The organism is Rhizobium subbaraonis (assembly GCF_900220975.1).
GTDB classification, from domain to species: Bacteria; Pseudomonadota; Alphaproteobacteria; order Rhizobiales; family Rhizobiaceae; genus Mycoplana; species Mycoplana subbaraonis.
Map to the genome: position 1 here is coordinate 271,153 of NZ_OBQD01000007.1, position 19,378 is coordinate 290,530.

16 protein-coding genes are annotated in these 19,378 nt (G+C 65.1%); 6 read left to right on the forward strand and 10 right to left on the reverse strand.

Annotated elements, in window-relative coordinates; genetic code table 11:
- Positions 1-13: 13 nt before the first annotated feature.
- A complete protein-coding gene (locus CRO48_RS12970) occupies positions 14-829 on the reverse strand; it encodes a methyltransferase domain-containing protein (protein ID WP_097139871.1) in 816 nt (271 codons plus the stop codon).
- A 156-nt stretch (positions 830-985) separates the two neighbouring features.
- Between CRO48_RS12970 and CRO48_RS12975 the strand changes: the two genes are divergently transcribed.
- The 4 genes from CRO48_RS12975 to CRO48_RS12990 are packed head-to-tail and all read left to right on the forward strand — an operon-like array spanning position 986 to position 5,746.
- On the forward strand, positions 986-2,605 hold the full coding sequence (locus CRO48_RS12975) for a phytoene desaturase family protein (protein ID WP_097139873.1): 1,620 nt from the start codon (positions 986-988) through the stop codon (positions 2,603-2,605).
- On the forward strand, positions 2,592-4,193 hold the full coding sequence (locus tag CRO48_RS12980; protein WP_097139875.1) for a phytoene desaturase family protein: 1,602 nt from the start codon (positions 2,592-2,594) through the stop codon (positions 4,191-4,193). The genes CRO48_RS12975 and CRO48_RS12980 overlap by 14 nt, the downstream gene beginning before the upstream one ends.
- Entirely contained in the window at positions 4,190-5,440 is a 1,251-nt protein-coding gene (locus CRO48_RS12985; RefSeq protein WP_097139877.1) for an aminomethyltransferase family protein, read from the forward strand. The genes CRO48_RS12980 and CRO48_RS12985 overlap by 4 nt, the downstream gene beginning before the upstream one ends.
- 9 nt (positions 5,441-5,449) lie before the next feature.
- The gene (locus tag CRO48_RS12990) at positions 5,450-5,746 is read left to right on the forward strand and encodes a hypothetical protein (protein ID WP_342588267.1); all 297 of its coding nucleotides are present in this window, start codon (positions 5,450-5,452) and stop codon (positions 5,744-5,746) included.
- Between the two features lie 69 nt (positions 5,747-5,815).
- Here CRO48_RS12990 and CRO48_RS12995 read toward each other — a convergent pair whose 3' ends face one another.
- The 9 genes from CRO48_RS12995 to CRO48_RS13035 form a co-directional block, all read right to left on the reverse strand.
- A complete protein-coding gene (locus CRO48_RS12995; protein ID WP_097139881.1) occupies positions 5,816-6,430 on the reverse strand; it encodes a TetR family transcriptional regulator in 615 nt (204 codons plus the stop codon).
- A gap of 48 nt (positions 6,431-6,478) precedes the next feature.
- Entirely contained in the window at positions 6,479-9,616 is a 3,138-nt protein-coding gene (locus tag CRO48_RS13000; protein WP_097139882.1) for an efflux RND transporter permease subunit, read from the reverse strand.
- A gap of 11 nt (positions 9,617-9,627) precedes the next feature.
- Entirely contained in the window at positions 9,628-10,857 is a 1,230-nt protein-coding gene (locus tag CRO48_RS13005) for an efflux RND transporter periplasmic adaptor subunit (protein ID WP_245423509.1), read from the reverse strand.
- A 202-nt stretch (positions 10,858-11,059) separates the two neighbouring features.
- Complete coding sequence (locus CRO48_RS13010) at positions 11,060-12,061, reverse strand: ABC transporter ATP-binding protein (protein WP_097139884.1); 1,002 nt, start codon at positions 12,059-12,061, stop codon at positions 11,060-11,062.
- Between the two features lie 14 nt (positions 12,062-12,075).
- On the reverse strand, positions 12,076-13,140 hold the full coding sequence (locus CRO48_RS13015; RefSeq protein ID WP_097139886.1) for a Gfo/Idh/MocA family protein: 1,065 nt from the start codon (positions 13,138-13,140) through the stop codon (positions 12,076-12,078).
- Positions 13,137-13,976 (reverse strand): carbohydrate ABC transporter permease, encoded by an 840-nt coding sequence (locus CRO48_RS13020; RefSeq protein ID WP_097139888.1) that lies wholly within the window; start codon positions 13,974-13,976, stop codon positions 13,137-13,139. The genes CRO48_RS13015 and CRO48_RS13020 overlap by 4 nt, the downstream gene beginning before the upstream one ends.
- Positions 13,977-13,986: 10 nt before the next feature.
- Entirely contained in the window at positions 13,987-14,937 is a 951-nt protein-coding gene (locus CRO48_RS13025; RefSeq protein ID WP_097139890.1) for a carbohydrate ABC transporter permease, read from the reverse strand.
- A 371-nt stretch (positions 14,938-15,308) separates the two neighbouring features.
- Complete coding sequence (locus CRO48_RS13030) at positions 15,309-16,568, reverse strand: ABC transporter substrate-binding protein (RefSeq protein ID WP_097139892.1); 1,260 nt, start codon at positions 16,566-16,568, stop codon at positions 15,309-15,311.
- Between the two features lie 39 nt (positions 16,569-16,607).
- Entirely contained in the window at positions 16,608-17,501 is an 894-nt protein-coding gene (locus tag CRO48_RS13035; protein WP_097139894.1) for an N-acetylmuramic acid 6-phosphate etherase, read from the reverse strand.
- Positions 17,502-17,699: 198 nt separating this feature from the next.
- Here CRO48_RS13035 and CRO48_RS13040 point away from each other — a divergent pair, with 198 nt between their 5' ends.
- Both CRO48_RS13040 and CRO48_RS13045 read left to right on the forward strand, forming a co-directional pair.
- Positions 17,700-18,617: an N-acetylglucosamine kinase gene (locus tag CRO48_RS13040; RefSeq protein ID WP_097139896.1), complete on the forward strand. Its 918-nt coding sequence runs from the start codon at positions 17,700-17,702 to the stop codon at positions 18,615-18,617.
- A complete protein-coding gene (locus CRO48_RS13045) occupies positions 18,614-19,378 on the forward strand; it encodes a GntR family transcriptional regulator (protein WP_097139899.1) in 765 nt (254 codons plus the stop codon). Before CRO48_RS13040 ends, CRO48_RS13045 begins: the two co-directional genes overlap by 4 nt.

The window sequence follows — 19,378 nt, forward strand, 5'->3', positions numbered from 1 at the left end:
CGCAGCGCCTCGTTCACGGATGGCCTCCGCCCGGCTTGCTGCCGCGCAGATGAGTGGGGCAATGCTCGCCGGTGTCAAGCACCTTCTGCATCGCGCTCCAGATGCGGATGTTCTTTGCCACGTATTCCTCGCCGACGGCGGCCACGGCCTGCGCATGCAACGGTCCCGAGAGCCGTTCGAGCTCGCCGCGGGCAACCTCGCGATACCAGGCGTTGCGGTTTTCCGCCGATACGTCGACGAAGCCCGCTGCCGTCATCGCCTGCAGGTAGCGCTGCGGCGAGGCCATGCCGAAGCTCAGCCCCTCGGCGGCGACATACTCCTTCATCTCGGTCGACGGCTCACCGTCATGCGCGATCAGCCAGTCGGACGCCGCCAGCCGCCCGCCCGGCTTGAGCACGCGGAACAACTCGGAAAACAGCCATTCCTTGTCGGCCACATGGATCATCGCGTCCTTGGAGAAGACGACGTCGAACTCCCCGTCGTCGAAGGGCAGCGTTCCCGGCGGCGTGGCGATGAAGCGCACCTGCGCCGTCAGCCCCTCGCGCACCGCAGCCAGCCGCGCCCGGTCGATCACCGGCTGCTCGACATCGTAGCCGACCACTTCGGCGGGAGCGTAAGTCTTGGCGATATGCAGCGTGATGCCGCCGGCTCCGCAGCCGAAGTCGAGCACCGCCTTGCCGGCAAGATCGAGCCCAGAAAGCACGCGATCGACCTCTTCCGGGCCGCCAGGAGAAAGGTATCCATCCCCCCAGACCACCGCCAGAAACCGGATCGCCGCATCGTCGTATTCGGCCTCGTGTCCCGCTTCGCTCTGGTTTTCCGCCGTCATATGCGCCCTCGAAACCAGCCGCATCCCGCTTGCGACTAAAACGAAATTTTACCGGATTATCAGAGGATTGCAACATACTTGCTGAATATTCATTCAAAATATCTGGACAAGCTTTTGGCTTTGATGCAGCCTTTTGGCAACTGAGGGAGAACGAGCATGCAGCGATATGACGTCCTCGTGGTGGGCGGCGGCCATAACGGCCTGGTCACCGCCGGCTACCTGCAGCGGGCCGGCCTGAAAGTGGCTGTGCTGGAAAAGAACGGCTGGGTCGGAGGTGCGGCCACGAGCCGCGAACTGACGCCCGGCTTCCTCTATTCCAACTGTTCATACGTCTGCTCGCTGTTCCGCCCGGAGATCATGCGCGACCTGGAACTGCCCCGGCACGGCCTGCAGGTAGTCGCCTATGAGGGCGGCGCGGTGCTGACCCGCGACGGTGACTATCTCGCCTCCTACCGCGACCATGACAGCCATCGCCGCGAGTTCGCCCGCTATTCGAAGCGCGATGCCGAGGCCTACGAACGCTATGCCCGCGACGTCACCCGCCAGTGCCGGTTCATCCAGCCGCTTTTGATGCGCACAGCCCCCGACCCCTTCGGCTTCCGCCCGCGCGACATCGCCGAACTCGTCTACCTGGCGAAGAAATTCGGCGAATTCAGCCCCAGCGAAATGGCCGAGACGCTGCGCTTCTGGACCATGTCGATCTCCGACTTTCTCGACGAGTATTTCGAGACCGACGTCATCAAGGCCTACCTGGCGATCTCCGGCATCATCGGCACCGCGCTCGGCCCCATGTCGCCGGGAACGGCCTACGTGCTCCTGCACCACTACATGGGCGAGGTCGATGGCTCGGTCGGCGCCTGGGGCTATGCGCGCGGCGGCATGGGCGCAGTCACCCAGGCGCTCGCCAGTTCCTTCCTCGCAGCCGGCGGCACGATCCGCACCGATGCGGCAGTGGCCAAGATCTTTTCCCGCGGCGGCCGCACCACCGGCGTCGTGCTGGAGAGCGGCGAGGAGATCCGCGCCAATCTCGTCGTCTCCAATGCCGACGTGAAGCGCACCTTCCTGAAGCTGGTCGACGAAGCCGACCTGCCCGAACACTTCGTCCACCGGGTAAAGCACTTCAAGATGCGCGGCTCGTCGGGCAAGGTGAACATCGCGCTCGACAGCCTGCCGGAGTTCCCTGCTCTGCCGAAAGGCTCATCCTGCATCCGTGGCGACCTGCACTTCACCGACAGCATAGAGCGCATGGAACGCGCCTACGACGACTGGAAGGCCGGGCGCTGGTCAGCCGACCCGATGCTCGATGCGATGATCCCGACCACGCTCGACCCGACCATGACCTCGCCGGGCAAGCACTTCATGAGCTGCTTCGTGCAGTACTGCCCGCCGAAGGTTCAGGGTCGCGACTGGACGGATGCCGACCGCGCAGCCTTCGCCGAAACCGTTATCGGCCAGATCGCGGACTATTCACCCGGTTTCCGCGACCGCATCGTCCACATGGAGGTGCGCACCCCGCGCGAACTGGAAGCCGAGGTCGGGCTGACCGAGGGCAACATCTTCCAGGGCGAGCTGACCTTCGACCAGTTGCTGTTCAACCGCCCGGTGCCGGGCTACGCCCAGTACCGCAGCCCGATCGCCGGCCTCTACATCTGCGGCTCCTCCACCCATCCCGGCGGCGGCGTCATGGGCGCGCCCGGCCGCAACGCCGCCATGGAGATCCTCCGCGACCTCAAGCGCAGCCCCGAAACGATGAGCAACGCCCATGACGTCATCTGATGCGCCCGCAAAATCATCGACAACATCCGCAACCGCCTATGACGCGATCGTCATCGGCGCCGGCCACAACGGCCTTGCCGCCGCCGCCAAGCTCGGCCGCAGCGGCCGCAGGGTCCTGGTGCTGGAGGCGGCGAACGCGCCGGGCGGCGCAGCCCGCGGCCGCGAATTCGCGCCGGGCTTCCGCTCGGCCGGCCTGCCCCATCTCATCAACCGGCTCGACCCGGAGGTCGCCCGCGACCTCGGCCTGTCGCTTTCGGCCACGCCCGGCCATGCCATGCCGACCGCAGTCCTCGACGGGATGAACGAACCCGCCGTCCTGCGCGGCGCCTATGGCGAGACGATCGACGGCGTGTCAGCGGAGGAGGCCGCAGCCTTCGGACGCTTGCGCGACAAGCTCGCCTTCCAGGCCGGCATCCTCAAACGCTTCCTGCGCCGCCCGCCGCCGCAGCTCGGTGCGATCGGCATCGGCGACGTCTCGACGCTGATGGCAGCAGGCTTCGGCCTGATCCGGAAAGGCCGCGCCGAGGGCCGCGATTTCCTGCGCATGCTTTTGATGAACGTCGCCGACGTCGCAGAGGAATACCTCGATGACGACAGGTTGAAGGGCCTGCTCTCCTTCGATGCCACGCTCGGCATCCACCTCGGCCCGCGCTCGCCGACCTCGCTGCTCGGCCTTTACTATCGCCTCACCGGCGAAGTGGACGGCAAGTCCGGCGGGCAGTTCATCCCGGACGGCGGGATGGCCGCGGTCGCGCCCGCCTTCCTGAAGGCCGCCGAGGGCGCCGGCGTCATCATCCGCTGCGGTGCGCGTGTCGGCCGCATCCTCGCCGATCGCGGCAGCACCCGCGGCGTCGTGCTTGCGGATGGTTCCGAGCTGACCGCCCCCGTCGTCGTCTCCGCGATCCATCCGCAGGCGACATTCCTGCATCTGGTCGATCCGGCCGAGACCGGCACCGGTTTCCTGCGCGCCATCCGCCATGTCCGCACAGCCGGCAATGTGGCCAAGCTGGACCTGGCACTCTCACGCATGCCGAATTTCACCGGCCTCACCGGCCGCGACCATGCCGGCCGCATCGTCATCGCCCGTTCGATGGCACATGTGGAAGAGGCCTTCAACCCGGCCAAGTACGGCGAGTTCTCGCAGGACCCGGTGATGGAGATCGTGCTGCCGAGCCTCGCCGACGCCTCGCTGGCGCCGGACGGTGCCTGCACGCTTTCGGCACTCGTGCAATACGCCCCCTACAGGCTGCGGCAGGGGTGGGAGACCGGCAAGCCGGCCTTCCTGAAGATCGTGCTCGACATTCTCGAGCGTCATGCGCCCGGCATCGGGCGCACGGTCGTCGCGGCGGATCTCAGCACTCCGGTCGACATCGAGGCCGAGTACAACCTCCCCGGTGGGCACTGGCACCACGGGGAGCTGCAGGCCGACCAGTTGCTGATCAACCGTCCGACGGGGGCTGCATCGGGCTATGCCACCCCGATCGAAGGGCTCTACCTTGCCAGCGCCGGCGCCCACCCAGGCGGGGGCATCTCCGGCCTCGCCGGCTGGAACGCCGCCCGCCACATCCTTGCCGGAGGCAGCCGATGAACGCCCTGACAAAACCGCTGAATGCCACTGAGGCCCGCCGCGCCGCCCGCAACCACATCCTCACGCCCCGGCTGGAGACACCGTTTCATCCACGGCTTGCAGCCCTCGACGTGGTCAACGACTGGTACAACTGGGCCGGCTACAAGGCGCCGCATTCGATCTTCGACGAGGAGCTGGAGTATTTCGCCATCCGCTCCACCGCCGCACTGTTCGACATCTCGCCGATGGTGAAGTACCGCATCAAGGGTTACGACGCCGAGCGCTATCTCAACCGGCTGACGCTGCGCGACGTCCGCAAGCTTGCCGTGAACCGCATCCACTACACGGCCTGGTGCGACGACCACGGCCACGTCCTCGACGACGGCACGCTGTTTCGGCTCGGCGAGCAGGACTTCCGCCTCTGCTGCCAGGAGCGCCACCTGCCCTGGCTGCTGGACAGCGCCTTTGGCTTCGACGTGGAGATCTTCGAGGAGACCGAGGAGATCGCCGGGCTCGCCCTGCAGGGGCCGACAAGCCATGCGGTGCTGGCCGAGGCGGGCTTTGCGGGAACCGAGCGGCTGAAGCCGTTCGACATCGCGACCTTCCCCCATGACGGCGGCCCCGGCTGCAGCGCTGTGACGATCTCGCGCACCGGCTTCACCGGCGACCTTGGCTACGAACTTTTCGTCCCGCGGGCTGCCGCCCTGTCGCTATGGGACAGGCTGTGGGCTGCTGGCGCCGAGCACGGCATCCGCGCCATCGGCTATTCCGCGCTGAACCGCACCCGCATCGAGGCCGGCTTCATCGTCGCCAATGCCGACTTCGTCACCGCCGAGGGAGCACTGCGCGCCGACCGGGTCCGACTTCCGGATGAAATCGGCCTCGACTGGCTCGTCGATCCGGACAAGCCGAGCTTCAACGGCCGCCGCGCGATCCTGGACGCACGTCGGAATCAAAGCTTGAAGCACATCCTCGTAGGCCTTGAAATCGAAGGAAATATCGCCGCCGAACACGCGATCGTCTACCATCGCGGCAAGCGAGAGGTCGGCCTGGTCACGGCCGCCACCTGGTCGCCCACCGCCAAGCGCAACATCGCGATCGCCAGCCTCGAACGCCCCTACGGAACGAAATTCGTCGACGACCTCTGGGTAGAGATCTACGCGATGCGGGAGCTGAAATACCAGAAGATGATGAAGCGCGCGAAGGTGGTCCCCCGGCCGTTCGTCAAGCTGGCAAGGCGGACGGCGACACCGCCGGGCCTGCGGTGAGGAGACCTGGTGAAGCAGGGCTCAGCACAAGCAGCCCGCCCACCGCAATTGAGCGCACGGACACCGATGGACGAAGAAAGCCGCCACCAATGGGAACTGATCCGGACACCCGCAGGCGTCGAATGGTCGGGGCGCGCCCGCTATGCGGCGGCGATGTACTTTTACCAGAAGGGGATAATGGCCGCCGACGTGCTGGAGGTCTACCGCATCTGCTCGCGGCTTGATGCGGAAGATCCGCTGTCGGTACTAAGACGCTGGAAAATCGGCGAAGACTGGATCGAGAAGCTCGAGACGACGGTCAAATGACCTTTTGAACGGCCACAGCGACCGCGCCTTACGAAGAGACGCCCGCCACCCGGCGGGCGCCCGTCACGCTCACTTGGCCGCCTGAAGACTGCCGATCAACCGCCGCAGCCCTTCCCGCCCCTCGCTGGCCAGGTCGAACCGTCGGCCGAACAGCAGCCATTCCGAGCAGATGCCCTTCATCATCCAGCGCAGTGCGGAAGCGGCGGACTTGGGCGTCCAGCAGGTGCCAAGCTGGCCCTTTTCAGCCGCGCGCGCGAACGCCGCCTCCAGTGTCTGCATGTGCCCGTCGTCCACGCCCTGCTGCTGTTCCAGCACCGCCGAAAGCTCGCCGGTATAATCGCAGCGAAGCAGGATCGAAAGGATGCGCTGTCGCTGCTCGTCATTGGCCAGCGTGTCCAGCCATTCCGCCGCGACCCTCTCGATCACCGTCAGCACCTCGGCATCCTCGGATTCGAGTTCACGCGCGACCATGTCCTCCTGCGGCAGCGGCACCGACTTGTAGAGTTCCATGAAGAGATCGGTCTTGTTGGCAAAATGCCAGTAGATGGCGCCGCGGGTCACGCCGGCGGCATGGGCCACATCCTCCATCGTCGCGTTGGAGACGCCCTTCTTGTAAAAGACGCGTTCGGCCGCACAGATGATCTGCTGGCGCGTGGCTTCGGCGTCCGCTTTGGTCCTTCGCATGTTCCCCCCGTCAACGGGAATGCCCGCCTTGCGGCGGGCATTCGCTGGTCACTCGCCAGGTGCCGGTACCGGCTCGGCGGACGGCTTCTCCTCCTTCGGCTTGCGCCCGAAGATGTTCATGATGAACACGAAGAAGACCGGCACGAAGAAGATGGCGAGAATGGTGGCCGAGATCATGCCGCCCATCACGCCCGTTCCGATCGCGTTCTGGCTGGCGGCGCTGGCGCCAGAGGCAATCGCCATCGGCAGCACGCCGAGGGTGAAGGCCAGCGAGGTCATCAGGATCGGCCGGAAGCGCAGCCGGCAGGCCTCGATGGTGGCCTCGAGCAGCGGCTTGCCCTCGGCCCTGAGGTCCTTGGCGAACTCGATGATCAGGATCGCGTTCTTCGCCGAAAGGCCGATAATGGTGATCAGCCCGACGAGGAAGTACACGTCGTTCGGCATGCCGCGCCAGGTTACCGCCAGCACCGAACCGATGACGCCGAGCGGCACCACGAGCATGACCGACAGCGGGATCGACCAGCTCTCGTAGAGCGCGGACAGCAGCAGGAACACGAACAGGATCGACAGCGCGATCAGGGCCGGCGCCTGCGAGCCGGACTGGATCTCCTGCAGCGACTGGCCGGTCCACTCGTAGCCGAAGCCACTCGGAAGTTCGCCGGCAAGGCGCTGCATCTCGGCGATGGCGTCACCCGAGGAATACCCCGGTGCCGCCTGTCCGGCGATGCGGATCGACGGATAGCCGTTGTAGCCAACGATCTGCTGCGGGCCGCGCAGCCAGTCGACAGTGGCGAAGGACGACAGCGGAACCATGCCGCCGCTGGCGTTGCGCACGTTCAGGTTCAACAGGTCCGCCGTCTGCATCCTCTTCTCCGCGTCCGCCTGCACCGTCACGCGCTGCATGCGGCCGGAATTCGGGAAGTCGTTGATGTAGGACGAGCCGAGGTTGGCCGAGATCGTCGAGTTGATGTCCGCGAACGTCACCCCGAAGGTGTTCGCCTTCTCGCGGTCGATGACCAGGTTGACCTGGGCTGCATCCGGCATGCCTTCGATGCGCAGCCCGGCAAGGACCGGGCTCTGCTGAGCCGCGGCCATCAGCTGGTCACGTGCAGCCGACAGCGCCGCCTGCCCCAGTCCGCCGCGGTCCTGCAGGCGGAAGGTGAAGCCGGTGGAGTTACCGAGGCCCTGGATGGGCGGCGGCGACAGCGAGAACGTCATCGCGTCCTTGATGCCGAACAGTTGCATGTTGGCCCGGCCCGCGATCGCCTCGGCCGAATCCTCCGGCCCGCGCTCCGACCAGTCCTTCAGGGGAACGAAGGCAAGGCCGGCGTTCTGGCCGGTACCGGAGAAGCTGAAGCCGGAGATCGCCACGATGCCTGCGACGGCATCCTCGCCGAGGAATATCTTCTCGACCTGCTGGATGACGTCGGCCGTCCGCGTTCCGCTGGCCTCGGACGGCGCCTGCATGTCGACGATCAGGTAGCCCTGGTCCTCGTTCGGCAAAAAGCCGGTCGGCAGCTGCATGTAGGCATATCCAAGCCCCACCAGCAGCGCGAGATAGACGACCATCAGCCGGCCGGACCGCGTGATGATCCTGCTCACCACGCCGGAATAGCCGTGCGCCGTCTTGTCGAAGCCGCGGTTGAACCAGCCGAAGAAGCCGCGCTTCTCGTGGTGGCCGTGCTTGATGGGCTTGAGGAAGGTGGCGCAGAGCGCTGGCGTCAGGGACAGCGCCAGGAAGCCGGAGAACAGGATCGACACCACCATGGTCAGGCTGAACTGCTGGTAGATGATGCCTACGGCGCCGGGGAAGAAGGCCATCGGGATGAACACCGCCGACAGCACCAGCGTGATGCCGATGATGGCACCCGTGATCTGGCCCATCGCCTTCTTCGTCGCTTCCTTGGGCGACAGACCCTCCTCGGCCATGATGCGCTCGACGTTCTCGACGACCACGATGGCGTCGTCGACGAGGATGCCGATCGCCAGCACCATGGCGAACATGGTGAGCACGTTGATCGAGAACCCGGAGACATACATGGCCGCGCAGGTTCCAAGCAACGCCACCGGAACCACCAGCGTCGGGATGATCGTGTAGCGGATGTTCTGCAGGAACAGGAACATCACGATGAACACGAGCCCGATCGCCTCGATCAGCGTGTGGATGACCTTTTCGATCGACACTTCGACGAACGGCGTCGTGTCGTAGGGGATGCTGTATTCTAGGCCGGCCGGGAAGAACCGGGACAATTCGTCCATCTTCGCGCGGACGCCCGCCGCCGTCGACATCGCATTGCCGGTCGGCGACAGCTGCACGCCGATCGCCGCGGTCGGATTTCCGCTGAGGCGCGTCGAGAAGTTGTAGCTCTCGCCGCCGATCTCGATGCGGGCCACGTCACGCAGCCGCACCGACGACCCGTCCGGGTTGGCGCGCAGCACGATCGAGCCGAATTCTTCCGGCGAGGCGAGCTGTCCGCGCACGAGCACGGTCGCCGAGATCTGCTGGCCGATGGGGTTCGGCTGTGCACCGATCTGGCCCGCGGAGACCTGGGCATTCTGCGCCGAGATCGCGTTGTTGATGTCGTCGACCGTCAGGTTGAGGCCGACCATCTTGTCCGGGTCCACCCAGATGCGCATCGAGCGCTGGGTGGAGAACAGCGTGGCGCTGCCGACGCCTGGCACGCGCCGGATCTCGCCCAGCACGTTGCGGCTCAGATAGTCGCCAAGCCCGATCGCGTCGGTGTTGCCGTCCGTCGAAGACAGGGCCACCACCATGAGGAACGACGTGCTGGCCTGCTCCACGCGCATGCCCTGCTGGGTCACGGCCTGCGGCAGGCGCGGCTCGACGCGGGCGATACGGTTCTGCACCTCGACCTGCGCCTCGCCGATGTCGGTGCCCGGCGCGAATGTCACGTCGATGGAAATGCTTCCCGACGATTCGGAGGTCGATTCGAAGTAGAGCAGACCCGGCACGCCGTTCAGCTCTTCCTCGATCGGCCGCGTCACCGACTGGTAGATATCCTCGGGCGCAGCGCCCGGATAGTTGGTCGAGATCGATATCTGCGGCGGCGCGACGTTCGGGTACTGCGCCACCGGCAGGAGCGGGATGGTGATCACGCCTGCCAGCATGATGAAGATGGCGACGACCCAGGCGAAGATCGGCCTGTCGATAAAAAATCTTGGCATTGTTCAGGACCTCAGTTCGCCTTTGCGGCCGGCTCTGCCGCCCCCTCGCCCGCCGCAGGCTGCGCCTCGGCTGCTTCCTTCGTCGCGGTTTCGGACGTCGTGTCGGTCGGCTGCCAGTCGGATGGCGCCACGGCGGCTCCGGGACCGATCTTCTGGAAGCCTTCGACCACGACCTTCTCGTCCGGCTTGAGGCCGCTCGTCACGACGAAACGCTGGTCGACCGCGCGGCCGATGTTGATCCGCCGGATGTCCAGCTTGTTCTCGCCGTTGACGACATAGACCTGCGCCTGACCGGCGGTGTCGCGCTGGACCGATTGCTGCGGCACGAGGATCGCATTCCTCTGGATGCCCTGCTGGATCTGGACGCGGACATACATGCCCGGCAGCAGGTCGTTGTCCGGGTTCGGGAATTCGCCACGCAGCGTCACCTGGCCGGTCGTCTCGTCGACGGCCGCCTCGGAGAACAGCAGCTTGCCGGTATGGTTGTACGTCGTGCCGTCGTCAAACAGCAGCGTCACGTCCGCCGAATTGTCGTTCATCAGGTCGCCGTCCTGCAGCGCCTTGCGCAGGCGGATCAGGTCGGTGGCCGACTGGGTGAAGTCGGCATAGACCGGGTCGAGCTGCTGGATCGTCGCGAGCGCCTCGGTGCCGCTGGTGCTGACCAGCGCGCCCTCGGTGATCAGAGCCCGGCCGATGCGGCCGGTGATCGGCGCCTTGACCTCGGAGTATTCGAGGTTGAGCCTTGCTGACGCTAGGCCAGCCTCGGCGATCGCAACGTCGGCGTCCGCCGCCGCAAGCTGCGCCACTGCGTCATCGAACTGCTGCTCGGAGGCGACGTTCGACTTCTTCAGCTGCTCCTGGCGATCGGCCGCCTGCTTGGCCTGAAGCTGCACGGCCTTGGCACGCCGCAGCGTTCCCTCGGCACTGTCGACCTGCACCCGGAAGGGCTGCGGATCGATCCGGTAGAGCACGTCGCCTTCCTTCACGATGGAGCCCTGCTCGAACACGCGCTCGACGATGATGCCGGAAACGCGCGGGCGAACCTCGGCGATGCGAGTCGCGGCGATCCGGCCCGGCAGCTCGTTCATGATCGGGGCTTCCTCAGCCTTGGTCGTGATCACGGCCACCGGCGTCGGAGGCCTTGCCGGCGCATCCGCCGGCTTGTCTTCCTCCTGCTGGCAGCCGGCGAGGAAGAGCAGGCTTCCCATTGTCGCAATTGCAATCGATCTGATGATGCGCATCGGTTTTTCCACGATCAAGGAGAGGCCGGCGGCCTCGAAAAAGGTGCGTGTCTCGGCCGGAAGGCCTTGAAATGATTCGATGCGGAAAGCCGGCAGGCCTCCGCATCGTAGTTTACAGACAGCGATGTATGTTAAATGCTGACAAAGCGCAACGCATCTATCGCGCCGCACAATCCTGATCACGAGATTGTGATGAGGGTCCTCATCGTATGGCTTCACCATTTGCATTGAAACGATGCAGATGGCCGGAATTTGGTGTCGCGTGCACAAATTCATCCGTTTGGTAATGGTGTTCGCCGAATAGGCGGGCCGTCAGCAGCCCGGCTTTCTCGCTGTCGAGATAAACGATCGTGTCGGCCCCGAGGTGCTCAACATGCACGATCTTGCCCGTCCATTCGCCACTCTCGCGCGACAGCGTCATGTGCTCCGGCCGGATGCCGATCGTCGTCGCGTCGCTCCGCCCGAGCCGGCCCGCATCGATGAAATTCATCGCCGGCGAGCCGATGAAGCCGGCCACGAACAGGTTGGCCGGCCTGTTGTAGAGTTCCATCGGCGAGCCGACCTGCTGGATCACGCCGCCGTCGAGCACGACGATCTTGTCGGCCAGCGTCATCGCCTCGACCTGGTCGTGGGTGACGTAGATCATCGTCGCCTTCAAGTCCCGGTGCAACCGCGCGATCTCGAGGCGCGTGTTGACGCGCAGTGCCGCGTCCAGGTTGGAAAGCGGCTCATCGAACAGGAACAGCTTCGGCTCGCGCACGATGGCGCGCCCGATCGCCACGCGCTGGCGCTGCCCGCCGGAAAGCTCGGCAGGCCGCCGGTCGAGATACTTCTCCAGCGACAGCATCGCCGAAGCCTTCTTCGTCCGCGCCTCGATCTCGGCTTTCGGCGCGCCGGCCTGCTTCAGCCCGAGCCCCATGTTGTCCTTGACGCTCAGGTGCGGATAGAGCGCATAGGACTGGAACACCATGGCGATGCCGCGCTTGGCTGGCGGCACGGCGCTGACTTCGGCGCCGTCGATCAGGATGCTGCCGGAGGTCGCATCCTCAAGGCCCGCGATAATGCGCAAAAGCGTCGATTTCCCGCAGCCCGACGGTCCGACGAAGATGACGAACTCGCCGTCCTTCACGTCGAGGTCGATGCCCTTGAGCACGTCGACCGGCCCGAAGGACTTGCGCACGGATTTCAGTTGCAGGGAGCCCATCGTCGTTCCTTCTTTTATAGTTTCACCGGTCGGCCGGTGCGCACGCTTTCGTCGGCGGCAAGGCAGATCCTGAGGGACTGCACCGCATCGTCCATGTGCCGGGTCAGGTCGACATCCTCACGGATCGCCTTCAGCACATAGGCCTGCTCGCGATCGCAAAGTTCCTGGTGTCCTGGCTCGCCGGCCATCGTCAGGTCCTCGTCCACCTTGAGGAAGCGGCCATCCGGCCCGGTCTCGGCATTGTGAAGGCGGATCACCGCCGTCTTGGTGTGGGTATCGATGTCGTCGGACTTGGCGTTCGGGTCCATCACGATCGACACCGACCCTTTCGGCGACATCACGTCCTTCACGAAGAAGGCCGTCTCAGAGATCATCGGCCCCCAGCCCGCTTCGTACCACCCGAGCGAGCCGTCTTCGTAGAGCACCTGGAGGTGGCCGTAATTGTACATGTCCGGCGCGATCTCATCGGAAAGGCGCAGCCCCATGCCGCGCACTTCGACGGGCCTGGCATCGGTGATCTGGCACATGACGTCGACATAATGCACGCCGCAGTCAACGATCGGCGGCGTCGTCTGCATCAAGGCCTTGTGCGTCTCCCAGGTCGCCCCGCTCGACTGCTGGTTCAGGTTCATGCGGAACACGTAGGGGCCGCCGAGCTTGCGGGCTTCGGCGATCAGCCGCATCCAGGAGGGATGGTGGCGCAGGATGTAGCCGACGACGAGCTTGCGGCCGTTGGCCTTGGCGCAGGCGACCACGCGCTCGGCATCGGCGACAGTCGTCGCCAGAGGCTTCTCCACGAAGACGTGCGCACCTGCCTCCATAGCCATGACGGCAAAGTCGGCATGGCTATCGGAATAGGTGTTGATCGAGCAGAGCTCGGGCTTCAGTTCCTTCAGCGCCTCCGGGAATGAAGGCAGAATCTCGTAGCCTGCAAGCGCATCCGGGAGCTCGACCTTCGAGCGGTTGACGAGGCCGGCAATCGTAAAGCCCGGGTTCTCGTGATAGGCCAGCGCATGGCTGCGCCCCATGTTGCCGAGGCCCGCGGAAAGAACGCGGATCGGATCGGACGAATGGCTCATTTCACTGCTCCCGAAGTGATGCCGCGGATCAGTTGCCGCGAGAAGGCGAGATAGAGGACGAGGACGGGCAGGATCGCCAGCGACAGGGCGGCGAGCACCGCGTTCCAGTTGGTGACGAACTGGCCGATGAAAATCTGCGAGCCGAGCGTCACCGTCTTGGTCGCCTCGCTCGGCGCCAGGATCAGCGGAAACCACAGGTCGTTCCAGATCGGGATCATGGTGAAGACGGCGACCGTCGCCATCGCCGGTCGCACCAGCGGCAGCACCAGGCGGAAGAAGATGGAGTATTCCGACAACCCGTCGATCCGCCCCGCATTCTTCAGGTCGTCGGAAACGGTGCGCATGAACTCCGACAGGATGAAGACTGCGAGCGGCAGCCCCTGCGCCGTATACACCAGGATCAGCGCCGTCAGCGTGTTGACGAGCCCGGTCGCGACCATCCCCTGCAGGATCGCCACCGTGCCGAGCCGGATCGGGATCATGATGCCGAGTGCCAGGTAGAGACCCATCAGCGTGTTGCCGCGGAAGCGGTATTCGGACAGCGCGAACGCCGCCATCGCCCCGAACAGCAGAACCAGGGCGATCGACACGACTGTCACGATCAGGCTGTTCTGGAAGTAGAGCGCAAAATCCCCCTGCCCCAGCACGGTCTGGTAGCCCACGAGATCGAAGGTCGACGGCGTCGGCAGTTGCATCGGGTTGCGGAAGATGGCGTTGCGGTTCTTCATCGAGTTGATGATCGTCAGAAACACCGGGAAGACCGCGACCAGCGTATAGGCGATCAGGGCGGCGTGGACGAGAGCCGTGCGGGAAAGCGAGGTGCGTGCCTTGGACATGATCGGCCCCTCAGAACTGGTAGCGGCGGATGCGCCGCTGGATGACGAACAGGTAGAGCGAGACGCCGGCGAGGATGATCAGGAACATCACGGTCGCGATCGTCGCTCCCATCGAGCGGTCGCCCAGCTGCAACTGGAAGCCGAAGAAGGTGCGGTAGAGGAGCGTGCCCAGGATGTCGGTCGACCCGTCCGGCCCCGCCAGTGCGCCCTGCACCGTGTAGACCAGGTCGAAGGCGTTGAAATTGCCGACGAAGGTGAGGATCGAGATGATGCCGATCGCCGGCAGGATCAGCGGCAGCTTGATCTTGAAGAACTGCGCCCAGCCGGTCACGCCGTCGCATTCGGCAGCCTCGATCACCTCCTCGGGGATGTTGAGGAGGGCGGCGTAGATCAGCATCATCGGGATGCCGACATACTGCCAGACCGAGATCAGCGAGACGGCGATCAGCGCAGAGTTCGGCTTGCCGAGCCAGGGCGCAAACAGCGATTTCAGCCCGACGAGGTCCATCAGATAGGGCGAGACACCCCAGATCGGCGACAGGATCAGCTTCCAGATGAAGCCGACGATGACGAAGGAAAGCAGCGTCGGCAGGAAGATGGCGGTCCGATAGAAGGCCGCCCCGCGCAGCCTCGGTATCGATAGAAGGGCAGCAAGCGCGATCCCGATCGGGTTTTGCACCAGCATGTGGATGACGAAGAAGAAGAAGTTGTTCTTCAACGCGTTCCAGAAGTCGGCGGCCCAGCGCGCGTCTCCGAACAGCGTCTGGAAGTTCCTGAGGCCGACGAAGGTGGACTGTCCATCGACGGTGTTGAAGAAGGAGAGCCTGAGCGTCTCGAACAGCGGCAGGATCATCACCGCGCTGTAGACGACGAGCGCCGGCAGCAGGAACACCGCAATGTGCCAGCGGCGCGGTCGTCGCTCGACCTGAAGTTCGGCTTCTGAAACTGTGGCGTCCGTCATGGTCTCTGCCCGCTGTTGACGTTCGTTCGACGATCCCCCGCCAAATGCGGAGAGCGCCACACGGCTGGTCCTGCCGCATGATGCCGCGCCGGGATGTCCCGGCAGATGAAATTTCAGCCTACACGTTTTTCCGGGCGACGCTCTTCAGGAGATGACGCGGACCTCGGACCGCGATCACAGGAGACGGAAATGCCGCCCCTCATCCGCCTGCCGGCACCTTCTCCCCGCAAGCGGGGCGAAGGACTGTGCCGCACCCATCATGCCGACCGGCACGCAAGCGGGGTCGGCAAACGCCATACAAGTCCCCTCTCCCCGCATGCGGGGAGAGGGCCAGGGTGGGGGGCAGTCGCCTCCCGCCCGACGTCACAGGCTCACTTGGCCGGCTTGAACCAGCTGTCGAGGCCCTTCTGAAGCTTTTCGGCGGCTGCCTCCGGCGTATCCGTGCCGTTGATGACGTTGGCCGACATCGTCCAGGTTTCGTTTTCGAGGTTCGGCGTGCCGCGCGACAGGATCTGGTAGGTCGAACGGATCGTCGGCTTGCACTTCTCGCGCCAGTAGACGAATTCCTGCGCCAGCGGGTCCTGCATCTTCACCGCCGTCGAGTTCAGGCTGAAGAAGCCCGGTAGCGAGTTGGCATAGATGTCGGCGAATTCCGGCGAGGCGATGAAGGTCAGCAGCTTCTTCGCAGCTTCCGGATTGGCGCTTTTGGCGTTCAGGCCGATGCCGATGTCGTTGTGGTCGGAGATGTAGCAGGTGTCGCCGGCCGTCTTCACCGGCGGCGGGAACGCGCCCATCTTGAACTGCGCCTGCGTGTTGAACAGGCCGATTTCCCAAGAGCCTGCCGGATAGATCGCAGCGCGGCCGAGCGTGAACAGGTTCTGGCTGTCGGGATAGGTCTGGGCCTCGAAACCGTCGCCGAGATAGTCCTTCCACTTGGCCAGCGCCTTGAACGGCTCCACCCACTGCGGGTCGGTCAGTCTCTGCTCGCCCTTGATCAGCGCCAGGCGGCCTTCCTCGCCCTTCCAGTAGTTCGGACCGATGTTCTGGTAGCCCATGGTGGCGGCTTCCCACAGGTCCTTGGTGCCCATGGCCATCGGAATGTAGTTGCCGTCGGCCTTGATCTTGTCGAGGGCGGCGAAGAATTCTTCTTCCGTTGTTGGAACCGCGATGCCCAGCTGGTCGAAAGCGTCCTTGTTGTAGATGAAGCCGTGGATGACCGAAGCCATCGGCACGCAGAACGTGGTGGCGCCGTCGTCCGTCGTCCAGGCGGACTTGGCGACGTCCGAGAAGTTCTCCATGCCCGGCAGGTCGTTCAGGCCAGCCAGATGCTTCTTGTTGTAGAGCTCGAGTGACGCGTCGAACGGACGGCAGGTGATGAGATCGCCGGCAGAGCCCGCATCCAGCTTCGCGTTGAGGGCGGCGTTGTACTCAGTCGGCGCCGTCGGCGCGAAGGTCACCTTGATGCCCGGGTTCTTTGCCTCGAAGGCCGGGATGATCTTGTCCTTCCAGATCGAAAGGTCGTCGTTGCGCCAGCTTTCGATCGTCAGCGAGACGTCCTGCGCCTGAGCTATCCCGGCTGTGCCGAGAATGCTGGTGGCAAGGAGCAGTCCCTTGATCAGGTTGCGTGTCATGACATTCTCCCTTTTGTGCGCCCGTTCGGCGCGTTCCCGTTATCGGAGGTTCTTCAGGGCGCGCCGCAGGCTCTGCCCAGAATTGTTCAGCGCCGCCTCTGCCGCGGCTTTGTCCGTTGCGCCGGCAGCGATCAGCACGGCCGCCTTCACCGAGCCTTCGGACTGCTCCAGCAGCCGTCCCGCCTCTTCGAGACCCACGCCGGATATACCCGAAACGATGCGGGCCGCCCGGTCCTTCAGCTTGATGTTGTCCGCCTTGAGATTGACCATGTAGCCGTCATGCACGTGGCCGAGCTGGATGCCGACCAGCGTGGAGAGCATGTTGAAGGCGATCTTCTGCGCCGTCCCCGCCCCCATGCGCGTGGACCCGGAGACCACTTCCGGCGGCGTCTGCAAGAGCACGGAGATGTCGGCATAGGCAAAAAGCGGCGCACCGGGATTATTGGCGAGCGCCACGACCTGGGCTTCGTGCTCCCTGGCGTAATCGGCGATCGCGATGGCATAGGGCGTCGTGCCGCTGGCGGTGACGCAGATGACGCAGTCGCCCTTGCCGATACCGGCGCGCTCCGCATCCAAAAGCGCAAGCTGCTCGTCGTCCTCGTAGCCGCCCGCGAGATCCTCGAGGCTCGCCGCCCCGCCCGCAAGCAGGATGATGATGCGGTCACGCGCGATACCGTAGGTGCCGGGCAGCTCGAGCGCGTCGGCCATGCCCATCAGGCCGGAACTTCCCGCTCCGACGTAGACGAGCCGGCCGCCGCTGCGCAGGGCTTCGGTGGCGAGCTTGGCCGCCTCGGCGATATCCTCCAGCGCGTTGTCGACCGCGGCAGCGGCCTGCTGCTGGGCCGCGGACAGGACCTTCAGCACATCCAACGGAGGCCGCTCGTCGAGCCCCTCCGCCTGTTCGTGCCTGGCTTCAGTTCTGGCAGATGCCATTGCGTAGTCTCCCTTGCGGAAGATTTAATGCCAAAAACATACCAATTGTCCATAGGAAATTAACATGTATGAATGGAAAAATCCCGCCATCATATTTTATCCATCATTTTCAATAATTTCGCTCGGAAGAACCGACCGCCATCCGTTTTCCCCTTGGTTAATGGTATTTTTTTGGTATTGTATTTTTCGGAGGTCCCCATGGCAGATTTCATCATCGGCATCGATGGCGGCGGTACGAGTTGCCGCGCGGCGGTCGCGGACCCGCGGGGCGTCGTCCTCGGCCGGGGCAAGAGCGGCGCGGCCAACATCCTGACCGATCCGAACAACGCCATCCAGAGCATCACCGACGCTGCCGAGGCCGCTTTCCGCGACGCCGGCCTGCCGCCGGAAGAGGTGCGCAATGCCGACGCCTTCCTCGGTCTTGCCGGCACCAATGTCGGCAACCTCACTCAATATGTGCGAGAGCGCCTGCCCTTCCGCCACACCGACATCGATTCCGACGGCCTGATCGCATTGCAGGGCGCAATCGGCGATGCGGACGGCTCCGTCGCCATCCTCGGTACCGGCACGATCTTCATGGCCCGACGCGACGGCAAGGTCCACTATATCGGCGGCTGGGGCTTCACCATCGGCGATCTCGGCGGCGGCGCCCGCCTCGGCCATGCGCTGCTACAGGAGGCGCTGCTCGTCCACGACGGTATCCATGAGGGATCTGCCGTGACGGCGGCCATTCTCGACGAATTTCGCCACGACCCGACCGCGATGGTCGAGTTCGCCCGGCTTTCCAAGCCAGGCGACTTCGGCCGCTACGCGCCGCTCGTCTTCCGGCATGCGCAGGCAGGCGACAAGGGCGCGCTGGCGCTACTGCAGGACGGCGCACGCTCCGTCAACGAGGCGCTCGACGCCATCACCCGGATCGGCGGCCACGAGCGGCTGTGCCTGCTCGGCGGACTGGCGCCGCTCTACCCCGCATGGCTCGAAGCGCGCCACCGGGCAATCCTGGTCGAGCCGCAGGCGGACGCGCTGACGGGCGCCGTTGCGCTGGCTGCAAAGCGCCACAAGGAGAGAGCGCGCGATGACGAGCCGCGGCGGGACGAGGCCGGAGACGCCTCATGACCGCACTGCTGGCCACGATCCTGTCCCCCGAGCGCCTGCAGGCTGGCGGATCGGGCCCGCTTTACCTGAAGCTTCGCCAGACGCTGGAAGAGGCGATCAACACCGGCAAGCTGAACCACGGCGACGCCCTGCCGCCCGAACGCGACCTGGCCGATTACGCCAATATCAGCCGCGTGACGGTCCGCAAGGCGGTCGACGACCTCGTCAAGGACGGGCTTCTGGTGCGCCGGCACGGCTCCGGTACGTTCGTCGTCAAACCGGTGTCCAAGGTGGAGCAGTCGCTGTCGCGGCTGACCTCCTTTACCGAGGACATGGCCCGGCGGGGGCTGACGACGCGGGCGCAATGGCTCGACCGCGGCCTGTTCCACCCCTCGCCCGACGAGATGATGATCCTCGGCCTGCCGGCCGATGCGGTGGTCGCCCGCCTCGGCCGCCTGCGCATTGCCGACGATATGCCGCTGGCGATCGAACGCGCCTGCATCTCCTCGGAGTTCCTGCCCGACCCCGCGCAGGTGACCGGTTCGCTCTACGCCGCCCTCGAGCAGCGCGGCTGCCGACCGGTGCGCGCCGTACAGCGCATTTCGGCCTACAATATCAAGGAGCCGGACGCCGCACTCCTCGGCGTTACCCCCGGGGTGGCCGGACTGTCGATCGAACGCGTCTCCTACCTTGCCTCCGGCAGGGTCGTGGAATTCACCCGCTCGCTCTACCGGGGCGATGCCTATGACTTCGTCGCGGAACTGACGCTTTCGGATACGTGA